We start from the raw sequence: 388 nt of genomic DNA, 5'->3' as shown, positions 1-388 counted from the left end.
TGACCGCTGGCCCTGATGGTATCCGTGAGCTGGGTCCCACTCTGCTTTGCGGGCTATGACGCCCTGGACATTCGGCGGGGTGTCCCGGCTCCCGGTCTGACCGGTTCGCCATCAACTCTCATCGTCCTCGCAACCTGGAAACGTCTCCTTGCCGTGCTGTCAGGCGGCCGTGGCCGCCGGTGCGCGGTAGGTGCCGCCGCGGGTCATGATCGCCCAGGCGACCCGCGCCGTGCGATTGGCCGCCGCAACAGTCACCACGCGCACTGGCTTACGCTGCAGCAGTGCCGGCAGCCGCGGGTCGACCGAGGTCGGCGTCGCCTTCGCGCGCCGGATCAGAGAGGTCATGCCGACTACGAGCAGCCGGCGCAGGTAGCGGTCGCCCATGCGT

Annotated in this window: 1 pseudogene; it reads right to left on the bottom strand. The window is 69.3% G+C overall.

Going from position 1 to position 388, the window contains the following annotated elements:
- Positions 1–159: 159 nt before the first annotated feature.
- Positions 160–388, bottom strand: a pseudogene (locus ACLBYB_RS32825) (IS110 family transposase); the annotation flags it as partial.

This window comes from Methylobacterium sp. D54C (assembly GCF_053345595.1).
This window is presented reverse-complemented; position numbering and strand designations above follow the sequence as displayed.